Below are 10461 nucleotides of genomic sequence, written 5' to 3' on the forward strand. Positions count from 1 at the left end.
GGCAATATAAACAAACGTCGTTATGATATACCTACTGGCCTGCGAGATAAACCCCAAAATGAAGGCGACGTGATGATGCAACCCCTTGGTGCAAAGTAACCTGCCCCCTTTGCACCAAACTTAGGACCAGAGGAGGTCGCTGCGGGTGATGGTGGCGCCGATGGCAAAGGGCATGCAGGCGATGACCGGGTACAGGTAGCGCATGTAGGTCGAGCCGTTGCAGGGACCGATCAGGCACACGGCGAGCACGCCCAAAAGCGGCACCCAAATGGCCAGCCCGCGCCACGAATGACGACGTAGCAGATAGGCCACCACGGCGATCATGATCCACACATAGGTGGCCGAGCTCATGGCGAGCGAGATAAACGGGATGCGCTGCACCGCCACGCGATACAGGTTGATCAGGTGGTCGCACCAGCGCACAACCTTGCTATCGACCGGATGGAAGTCGAAGTACTTGAGGTTATCGGGCTTTGCCATGATCTCGGCACTGCGCGCCGTGCTGTAGACCCACGCATCGCGAGCGCTCGGATAAAAGTAGCCGTAGTAGTTATTGATGAGCGCCGAGAAATAGCACTCGGGATCCTTTTTGAACATCTGGACCCACACCTCAAAATAGGCCTTGATGTCCTCCTGCGAGGCGTACTCGTTAAAGCAATTTTTGACGGCGTCCGACTTATCCGGGTTGTAGCGGCGGCCCAGATTCTCGTACTTGAGCACACGGTCGATCACGGCACGCTCTTCGTCGGTCACCAAGCCGTCGCAAGGAGCCTCCACGATGGTGCCGTCCTCCTTAACCGTGGGGTTGACGCCCGAGTTGAGGCCGTCGTGCTTTTGGACGAAACGAGCCGTCTGCTGGAACGGAATCGAGAGGATTTCGCGCTTGGAACCAGGCGTGATGTCGTGCGCCGGCATAAAGACCTTGGTGAAGTACATATTAGAGGCAAGGCAGAGTGCAAGCACCGCAAGAACTCCCACCCAGCGGAAACGCGGGATGGCGCCCGAAGGCGCAGCACCAGCCTGCTTGGCTGCACGACGAGCCACATGCGCATCCCATGCGCAAAACGCCGCCGCGATTACGCATGCCGCCAGGGGAAACACCAGGCCGCCGTTACGCAGAAACGTGGAACCCATGGCGCCCAGAGCGAGCAACAGCCAATCATGGCGCGCAAAGAGCACGGGCCTCTGTTCGCCCGCACGCTCGGCATTGGCATCGCGACGGGGCAGGCCGCATGCCACGAGCTTCACGGTCTGCACCAACAGCACCAAAAACGCGTCGGCAAACAGCACATCTTTGGTAAGCAGCGCCGCGTAGTTGGAGAACATGGGCATAAACACAAAGAACAGCAAGATTACGCCGCGGACCGGCAGGCTCACGCCCAGCTTGCGCAGCGACGAGATGGAATAGGCCATGCAGGCGGCCGTAATGACGAACTGAGCGCAGGTGTAGATGGCAAGACCTGCGTTGGCGCTGTTAAACAGTGAAAGCCCCAACTGGACGCACGAACCGATGATAGCCGTATGCACCACGGGGTGATGTCCGTTGAGCAACACATTGGGATTGAGCAGACGCAAGTAGTCACTCGTGCCGTTGGGGTAGTTGAACCACTGGCGAATCTGCGCACCCGTATCTCCCATAAAAAGGCCGGGCAGCGAAGCGATGAGCGTGGGCGCCCAGGCGATCATAAGCACCAGGAAGGGCCCGGCAAAGGGATGGACCGAGAGCACGGCGTGTGCCACACGCCATACGCGGCCAAAGTGCGCTTCGGAAAACGGAATGCGCCGAGAGCTCAGCCAATCTAGACACTCAAAGGTAAGGTAGAAGGCAACGACCGCCAAGAGCATCCAGCCCACACCGCCTATCCAGGCGCAGATGATGCGGGCCTTGTCGCCGAGCACGATCTCGGCCGAATCGGTGAGATCGTAGCTGCGGCCAAACACCATGCAGACGGCAAAGAACAGCGACGGAAGGATCACCGAGGGACGCCAAGCGTCGCCGCGGCCAAAGAATACGTAGCGAAACGGCAGCGTGAGCAGGCAGGCAAGCGCAAGCAGCATGACCGCGTCGGTATGGCCGGCAAACGAGAGGAGCACCTCGTAGCACACGTACAGCATGCCCGAGGCTTTGGGGTCAATCGCCAAGACCGCGTTGCTCGACACCGGGGCGGGATCGATGGAAAACGCCGTGGTCGCCAACAGCGCGAGCAAAAATGCGATGAGCGTCTGCTTGGCGGGGTAGCGCTTAAACCAGACGATGCGGGCAGCGTCGCGCGCAGCCGTTGTGGAGAGGTCGGAATCCTTCACAGTCCGAAAGCCTTTCTAGAAACCTATCAAACTCGGCAAGACCACCACAAAGGTGCCTGTCCCCTTTGTGGTGGCCTTGGTTAGGCGTCGAGGTAGATGCGCTGGGGGCGATTGCGGTGTCGGGCGAAGATGATGAACGCCAGGCCGGCGATCACGAGCGGCAAACTCAGCAGCTGACCCATGGTGATGACGCCGCCCAGCAGATAACCCAGCTGGGCATCGGGCACGCGCACGAACTCAACGAGAAAGCGGACGATGCCGTACCCCATCACGAACACGCCCATAAACGTACCCTGGGGCAGCAGCGGCTTTTTGCGGCTGAGCACCTGCAGGATGCAAAAGAGCACAATGCCCTCAAGAAACGCCTCGTAGAGCTGGGAGGGATGGCGCGGCATATCGCCCGCGGTGCCGCCAAAGACCACACCCCAGGGCAGATCGGTCGGCTTACCCCACAGTTCGCCGTTGACGAAATTGGCACAACGGCCCAGGCACAGGGCCAGCGGGGCGCCGATCACGGCAAGGTCGGCGACGGTCCAGGCGTCAAGCTTGTACATGCGGCACACGATGATGCCGCCCAAGATGCCGCCCACCAGGCCGCCGTGGAAGCTCATGCCTCCCTCGTTGGTGGCAAAGATTTCGAGCGGATGGGTCCAATAGTAGCCATCGCCGTAAAAGACGACATAAAACAGGCGCGCGCCGATGATGAGACCAAAGACCGCGCCGACCACGACGCTCGTCAGGTCATCAATCGTAATGTCGAAGCCCCAACGACGCTGCGTACGGTACATAACGACCGCCGTGAGCAGAGCGCCGACCACGTAGGCCAGGCCGTACCAGTAGATGGTGATGGGACCCGCCGAGATCGCGACGGGGTCAAGCATGTGGTAGAGGTCGTTGAGCATATCGATCCCCTGCTCCCTACATACAAATGCGGCCACGGGCCTTACGCTCGCAGCCGCATATTTGGACGTAACGTCTATGCGGAGCGTACCGTCCGCAGCTTTCGCATCTTAGAACGGCGCGTACTCGTCGTACAGGTCCCCTGCCTCGCCGGAAGCATTGACCTGCTCAACGCGGGTAACGCCGGGCACATGCTCCTTCAGGATGCGCTCGATACCCATGGAAAGGGTTAGCGAGCTCATGGGGCAGCCGGCGCAGGCGCCCTGCAGCTCCAGCTTGACAACACCCTCGTCGTCGACGCCCACATACTCCATATCGCCGCCATCGGCCTGCAGGTTGGGGCGGATCTCTTCAAGAACCTTCTTAAGCAGCTCTTCGTTAACAGCCACAGGGGCTCCTTTCTCACAATAACGCGGACACGCCCGCGGACAGGAGCTATGTTACTACAGCCATGTACCCGCTTAGGCGCCAGCCATGCGTGCGGACACGACTTTCACGAGCAGTCAATTTGGGACGGGTCTCTTTGAACTGCATTCGTCGTCAGATGGCGACAACGCATATCACTGCTGAGCCTGTCCCCCGGTACCAATCTGGACATCGACGATGACCTGGCGGTAGCTGATGCCGCAGGAGTCGAGAATGCGGCGGCTGATACGGCCGTCATCGGTGTCGGCATACTTATTGTCCAGGTAGACGACCTCGCCCACGCCCACCTGCGCCAGGATTTTGGCACAGTCGTGGCACGGAAACAGCGTGACGTAGACCGTGGAACCCTCAAGGTCTTTGAGCGAGCCGCGGTAGTTGAGCACGGCGTTGGCCTCGGCATGCACCACGTAGTTGTGCTTATCCTGCAACGGGTCGTCGCTCGTGCCCCACGGGAAAAAGTCGTCGTTGAGCGCCGAGGGCGTACCGTTGTAGCCCACCGAAAGGATGCGGTGGTTGGTGTTGGCGATGCACGCGCCCACCTGCGTGTTGGGGTCCTTACTGCGGCGCTGCGCGGCGATGGCCACGCTCATAAAGAACTCATCCCAGCTAATGACGTCGCGGCGCTTGCCCGACGCAGTTTGATGAAGATCGTCCGACATGGCAGACACCTCCGTAATCGCAATAGTTTGACCCATTGTAGCAGGTGGAAGGCGGAGACGTTTTTGTCCCATCACCCCCATCGCTACGCGCGACGGGGCTTTTGATTGATGTGGTAGAGCTCGGCGAGACCCCGCAGCGTCAGCGCATCATCGACCGTCAGGCTATGGCCGACCAGCGCCGCAAGCGCCTCGGCATCGTCGCCGGTAATGACGATGGGCACATCGCTCTCCCCCGCGGCCTTGGTCGCGCGCATCTCGGCAAGCACCATGTCGAGCATGCCGTCGATGCGTGCCACCTCGCCCAAAACCACGCCCGAGCGCATGGCCTCGCGCGTGTTGCGGCCGATGACGTGCGTTGGCGCCGAGGGCTCAACCTGGGGTAGGCGCGCTGCTGCCGCCGAAAGCGAGCGGGCGCCGAGGGCCAGGCCCGGCGCGATAACGCCGCCGACAAAGGTACCGTGCGCGTCGATGACCTCGATATTGGTCGTCGTGCCCAGGTCAATCACGATGCACGGCGAGCCGTAGACGGCGCGGGCAGCCACGGCGTCGGCGATGCGGTCGGGACCGATCTCGGCCGGGTCATCGTAGTGCACGGGCATGCCGGTCTTGAGGCCCGGCCCCACCGTGAGCACGCGCCCCGTGCAGGTGCGGGAAAGTGCCGCCTTCCACGGGCGCTCGAGCGCCGGGACCACGCAGCTCAGCACAGCAGCCGCGGGCACAAGCGCACCCGGCATGCCCGCATCGGCCGCCAGTGCGGCCATGACCTGCACGAGACGCATGCGCGCCTCGTCTGCCGTGATGCTCGACGGCGTGGTGATCTCGCACGTCGCAAGCGGACATTCCTGCGCCGCGGCCGAATCCTCTGCAAACAGGCCAAAGCGAATGAACGTGTTGCCCACGTCGACCGTCAATATATATGCGCACCCATTTAGCATCGTCGGCGCTCCTTTCGTCTGCCCAGCAGTATATCGCCTACCTAAACCAGTCATCCCAAAATGACTAGCTTGCGGCTATACTGGTGCGCGGTCGTTTGCGAGCTCACGCGGCGGCCCTTGGTAACCCGACTTCCCGCGCCGTATCCGTAACGACGCTCCCGGGGGAAGCGGATATACGCAAAGGAGTTCTATATGAGCAATCCCTCGAACCGCGCTTCGATGCGCGGGCAACTCACGCTGCGCGGCGTCGTCATCGGCGTCCTTGGCTGCGTGATCATCACGGCAAGCTCGGCCTACACCGCCCTCAAGATGGGCGCACTCCCCTGGCCGATCGTCTTCGCTGCCGTCATCTCGCTGTTCTTCCTTAAGCTCATGGGCAACGCCAGCCTCAACGAGGCAAACGTCACCCACACCATCATGTCCGCAGGCGCCATGGTCGCCGGCGGTCTGGCGTTTACCATCCCGGGCGCCTGGATGCTGGGCTATGCCGACCAGATCAGCTGGCTCGACATGTTTATCGTGGCACTCGCCGGCACCATCCTGGGCCTGCTGGCCACGGCGCTCATCCACCGTCACTTTATCGTGGACGCCGCGCTTGAGTTCCCCACCGGCAACGCCGCAGCTCAGACCCTGCGCGCCACCGAGGCCGGCGGCAAGACCGGCAAGCAGCTCTTTGGCTCCATGGCCATCGCGGGCATCTACAGCGTGCTTCGCGACGCCCTGGGCATTGTGCCCAGTATGCTGTGCACGCTCAACATCCCCGGCGTGACCTTTGCCATCTACAACTCGCCCATGCTGCTCTCCGTCGGCTTCCTCGTGGGCTTCGCCCCGGTCGCTTTCTGGTTTGCCGGCGCGCTGCTGGGCAATTTTGGCATCATCGTCGGCGGCACCGCTGCCGGTCTGTTTGACGTTATGACCGCACAGGGCATCGTCAAGTCCCTGGGTATGGGCCTCATGATGGGCTTTGGCGTCGCCGTCGTCCTCAAGGACATCCTGCCGCAAGTCGCCGGTATCGTCCGCGGCCTCGCCGCCGACAGCTCCACCGACACCGACGAGCAGTCGCTCATCTCGGGCTCCCTTAAGCTCGACGCCGGCATCATCGGCCTGGGCGCCGCCGCCATCGCCGTGATCGTCGCCATCGCGCTCGACCTTGGTCCCGTTCCAGCCGTCATCGTCACGCTGTTCACCTTTGTCACCACCATCATGAGTGCGCAGAGCTGCGGGCAGACGGGTATCGACCCCATGGAGATCTTCGGCCTCATCGTCATGCTCATCGTGGCAGCCTTCGCGCAGCTCGCTCAGGTCAAGCTGTTCTTTATCGCCGGCATCGTGGCCGTAGCGTGCGGCCTTGCGGGCGACGTCATGAACGACTTTAAGGCCGGCGCCGTGCTGGGCACCAACCCGCGCGCACAGTGGGTCGGCCAGGCCATCGGCGGCATCGTGGGCGCCCTGGTCGCCGCCGCTGTCATGGTCGCGCTCGTCACCGCCTATGGTCCGGACGCCTTTGGCCCCGACAAGAGCTTTGTGGCCGCACAGGCAAGCGTGGTCGCCACCATGGTCTCGGGCATCCCGAGCGTGCCGTGGTTCGCAGGCGGCTTTATCGCCGGCATCGTCATGTACTGGCTCGGCATTCCGGCCATGATGATCGGTCTAGGCGTGTACCTGCCGTTCTATATGTCGCTCACGGCTTTCCTGGGCTCCTGCGTTAAGCTCGCCTACGACAAGTGGGCCGCTCACCGCGACGCCGAGGCCGGTCTTTCGGACGAGGAGAAGGCCGCCAAGGACGCCGCCTTCCAGGAGCAGGGCCTGGTTGTCGCCAGCGGCCTGCTCGGTGGCGAGTCTATCGTCGGCGTTATCCTGGCGTTTGTCTCCGTGGGCTTGAGCCTGCTGGGATAAACCCAACAACAACGTAACCGCACAGAGCGCGGGGTCGGTGACTATCCGGCCCCGCGCTTTTTTGTATCTGCCGAAACCCTCGGCAGTACTCGCATGTGGCATGTCTTCCTTTGCCCGCTCGCCTAAGCTCCATGTCAAGATGACTGTCCCGCCCGTCACGGTGTAGAGTACATGCTGCGAACGCACCCGCGTTCCTGCGGCAATACGAGGTGGACATGGAACTCGATAAACAACAGCTCAAGCGACTGCGCGAGCGCCATCATCGGCGCCACGGCATCCGTCCCGCCCATAGCGAGGCCATGGAGAATGCCACCCGTTTCCTTAAGCAGGCATTCAACATTCGCGAGGGCCGTGCGCCCTACCACGTGATTCGCAAGCGCTTTGTAAACGGGGCGCGGCTGACTGGCTCGCACTTATGCATCCTGATCATTGCCATGTTGATCGCGAGCATCGGCCTCGATATCGACTCGGATATCGCCATTGTAGGCGCCATGCTCATCTGCCCGCTCATGGGCTCGGTCCTTGCCATGGCATACGGCATCGCCACGCTCGACCGCGAGATTACCGTCGAGGCCATCGCGAGCTTGGCTCTACAGATGGCCTTTTGCCTGGTCACGTCCACGTTGTATTTTAAGCTCTCGCCCCTTGGCACCACCACGGCCGCCATCATCGACAATTCGACACCGACTGTGTGGGACCTTGCCGTCGCACTCGCAGGCGGCTTTGCGGGTGGCCTGGGCAACTCGCGCGACCAGGAACCCGCCACGCTCATCGCCGGCGTGGCTGTGGCGACTGCGCTCATGCCGCCCCTGTGCGCGGCCGGCTATGGCATCGCCATCGCAAGCGGGTCGCTGTTTCTCTCGGCGCTTTACGAGTTTGGCATCAACGTGGTCTTTATCGCACTGGCCGCCGAGGCCGTGCTGCTTCTTTTGCGCGTGCCGCTCAAGCGCGACCTGAACGGCGACGGCATTGTGACTGCCGAGGAAAATGCCGAGGTCGACGAGCTGTCACGCAAAGTGCGCCGCCGCATCATCGTGGGCACGGTGATCTTTGCCATCCCCTGCATCGTTATGACCGCGGGTTCCATTGGCTCGGCGCAGGCCGGCGTGCAGGACGGCTACGGCGTCACCGAGACCACGCGCGAGCTTGCGGCGGTGCTGCCAGGCTTTAAGGACTACGCCGTCGCCGTCGAGACCTCGGCCACCGAAGGCGACGAGGAGGGCATTGTCGAGCGCGAGATTGTCGCCCATGTGACGACAAGCGAGGCGCTTGGGGCACACGACCGTCACGTCGCCCGCAAGCTCATCGACCTCAATGTGCCCGAGCTCGATCGCGTGGAGTTTGACGTGAAGTAATGCCGGCGCGGGATAAGCGCTCGCACGGACGCAAGTTATGACGAGGCGCAGACGCGATACGGACACGAGCAAATAGCGGGGTTCAGTTCACACCCGCGCCCCGCTCGCCGTTTTATTGCCGTGAATCAACTGGCCGGATCGACATCGCCCGACTCCACCGTAAACGCAGGTTTGGTGCTCACCAGATAAAATCGGGTCACTTTGCTATTTCTAAATAGATAGAGCTGGCCCCGCTCGCGTCGGCGCGACATATACGCCACGTGGACCGTACCGAAATCTTCGCCGTTTTCCCTCTTTAACACCAGGATATTGGGGTCGTCCATACGCTTAAACTGCCCGTCTGCGCAGATTCCGTCTTGGTCGACCAGCTGCCATCGACAGTTGTCCTCCTCAAGAAAAGCCAGGGTTTCCCGACTCGTTTTGTCATCCCGATAGTAACCATCAATGGCAAACCCTTCGGAAGCGCATTCCTGCATATAGGACGTTTCTCGGCTCATAGCAAACAGCCCTGTAGCACCCAGGAGCACAGCCAGACAGACCACTGCAAGGGTTATCGAAATAGCACTGCGACCCATAGTTAGCCCAACCGATAGTTGTTTAACGGAGCGCGAAACATACCCGGAACCTCCGATATCAGGGGGGACGTCGCCAATGTATCGCCACCGTGTGGCGTGCGGAAAAGGCGGCGACTTTGGGCGTATCGTCGGTTTTTCCACGACGGCGTCGGCATCATGACGGTGCCGGTCTCGCCCACCGTCTGAAGCAGGGCCTCGATCACCGGCTGCGCGCCGCCGCACACATACCCCAGCGCGCTGAGCGAGCAATGGACCATAACCGTCTGCCCCACGCGCATACCAACGGCAGAAAGCGCGCCGAGGATATCCTGCTTCAGCACGATTTTCCGGTCCATTGCCGCCCCTTTCTATTTCTAAGCTCGTCTTCTCACTATTGACAGCCGAAAATGATCCGTTTTCCTCCGTCCCCGAGGGATCATTTTTTAGTACTTGAAGAAGCCCTCGCCCGAGCTTTCGCCCAGCTTACCTTCGTCGAGCATTTTCTTGAGGACGGAGGCCATGGCCTTAAAGTTGTAGGGCATCATCATCTTTTTGAGCAGCGGGCTCACCAGGCCCGGGACCTTCTGATACTGCATGACGATGTTGTAGGCCGTCTGGATGCCAACGGTGTCGAATACGCGGAACGGGCCCTTGGGGGCACCGGTGCCGCGCGTCCACGCGAGGTCGATGCTCTTGGGGTCACTCACACCCGAGACATACAGGTCAAGGCCCGAAAGCAGCCACGGCACCAACATGGAGTTGAGCAGGTAGCCGTTCTTTTCCTTGTTGACGGGAAGCGCCAGCATGCGGATGTCGTTGGCAAAGTCGACGAGCTCGTCAAAATAGCGCTTGTCGGTTTGGCTCTGGGCCATGACCTCGGTCATGTTGTTCTTCCAGATGGAGTTGGCAAAGTGCAGCGATAGGTACTTCTCGGGGCGGCCGGTGTACTTGGCAAAGGTACTCGGCAGCAACGTGGAAGAGTTGGTGACGATGACGGTCTTTTGCGGGAGAACCGGGGCGAGCTTCTTGTAGAAGTCGATCTTTGCCTGGGTGTCCTCGGCCATAGACTCGATGACCAGGTCGGCGTCGGCCACTGCCTTGGCAAGATCGAGCTCCAGCTTGAGTGTGGAGTAGGCACGCTCAACGGCGGCGAGCGCCGCCTCCCTGTCGAAGGGCTGGTCGCTATCGGCGATGCCGGCACACCACTCGCCCGTACCGTCCGCCATACCCTCGATTGCCGCGATGTACTCCTCGCGCACATGATCGATCTTGGGCTGGGTGCGGCCGATGCTGCCCTCGCTGCGCAGCCAAATCGTTACATCAAAGCCGCAGTAGGCAGCCTGAAAGGCAATCTGGCTTCCCAGCACGCCGCCGCCAGCAACGCGAACGGTCTTGTAGCTCATGGAACGGTCCTCTCTTACGTAATTCCATA

Annotated in this window: 10 protein-coding genes; 2 read left to right on the forward strand and 8 right to left on the reverse strand. The window is 61.4% G+C overall.

Translation table 11 applies throughout. The features are described from left to right. Positions 1 to 120: 120 nt before the first annotated feature. From DW892_RS01570 to DW892_RS01590, 5 genes are all read right to left on the reverse strand, one after another. Entirely contained in the window at positions 121 to 2304 is a 2184-nt protein-coding gene (locus DW892_RS01570; protein ID WP_233546757.1) for a DUF6020 family protein, read from the reverse strand. 80 nt (positions 2305 to 2384) lie between these two features. Beyond that, positions 2385 to 3206, reverse strand: coding sequence for a prolipoprotein diacylglyceryl transferase (gene lgt, locus DW892_RS01575; RefSeq protein WP_117765182.1), 822 nt, complete (start codon positions 3204 to 3206; stop codon positions 2385 to 2387). 108 nt (positions 3207 to 3314) lie between these two features. Then, complete coding sequence (locus tag DW892_RS01580; protein ID WP_117765184.1) at positions 3315 to 3593, reverse strand: NifU family protein; 279 nt, start codon at positions 3591 to 3593, stop codon at positions 3315 to 3317. Positions 3594 to 3764: 171 nt separating this feature from the next. Then, the gene (locus DW892_RS01585) at positions 3765 to 4289 is read right to left on the reverse strand and encodes a dCMP deaminase family protein (RefSeq protein WP_052044088.1); all 525 of its coding nucleotides are present in this window, start codon (positions 4287 to 4289) and stop codon (positions 3765 to 3767) included. 83 nt (positions 4290 to 4372) lie between these two features. Beyond that, positions 4373 to 5224, reverse strand: coding sequence for a type III pantothenate kinase (locus tag DW892_RS01590; RefSeq protein WP_117765186.1), 852 nt, complete (start codon positions 5222 to 5224; stop codon positions 4373 to 4375). 192 nt (positions 5225 to 5416) lie between these two features. On the opposite strand from DW892_RS01590, the gene DW892_RS01595 reads away from it, so the two are divergent. Then, positions 5417 to 7120, forward strand: coding sequence for an OPT/YSL family transporter (locus DW892_RS01595; RefSeq protein WP_117765188.1), 1704 nt, complete (start codon positions 5417 to 5419; stop codon positions 7118 to 7120). A gap of 215 nt (positions 7121 to 7335) precedes the next feature. Continuing rightward, on the forward strand, positions 7336 to 8475 hold the full coding sequence (locus DW892_RS01600) for a DUF389 domain-containing protein (RefSeq protein ID WP_117765190.1): 1140 nt from the start codon (positions 7336 to 7338) through the stop codon (positions 8473 to 8475). 125 nt (positions 8476 to 8600) lie between these two features. On the opposite strand, the gene DW892_RS01605 is transcribed toward DW892_RS01600, so the two are convergent. The 3 genes from DW892_RS01605 to DW892_RS01615 all read right to left on the reverse strand — a co-directional run bounded on the left by DW892_RS01605 (position 8601) and on the right by DW892_RS01615 (position 10432). Then, positions 8601 to 8972 (reverse strand): hypothetical protein, encoded by a 372-nt coding sequence (locus DW892_RS01605; RefSeq protein WP_147349828.1) that lies wholly within the window; start codon positions 8970 to 8972, stop codon positions 8601 to 8603. Between the two features lie 80 nt (positions 8973 to 9052). Continuing rightward, positions 9053 to 9385, reverse strand: coding sequence for an AAC(3) family N-acetyltransferase (locus DW892_RS01610; RefSeq protein ID WP_117765194.1), 333 nt, complete (start codon positions 9383 to 9385; stop codon positions 9053 to 9055). An 87-nt stretch (positions 9386 to 9472) separates the two neighbouring features. Continuing rightward, a complete protein-coding gene (locus tag DW892_RS01615) occupies positions 9473 to 10432 on the reverse strand; it encodes a 3-hydroxyacyl-CoA dehydrogenase (RefSeq protein WP_117765196.1) in 960 nt (319 codons plus the stop codon). Between the last annotated feature and the right edge of the window lie 29 nt (positions 10433 to 10461).

This window comes from Collinsella sp. AM40-7AC (genome assembly GCF_003468125.1).
Taxonomy (GTDB): Bacteria; Actinomycetota; Coriobacteriia; order Coriobacteriales; family Coriobacteriaceae; genus Collinsella; species Collinsella aerofaciens_O.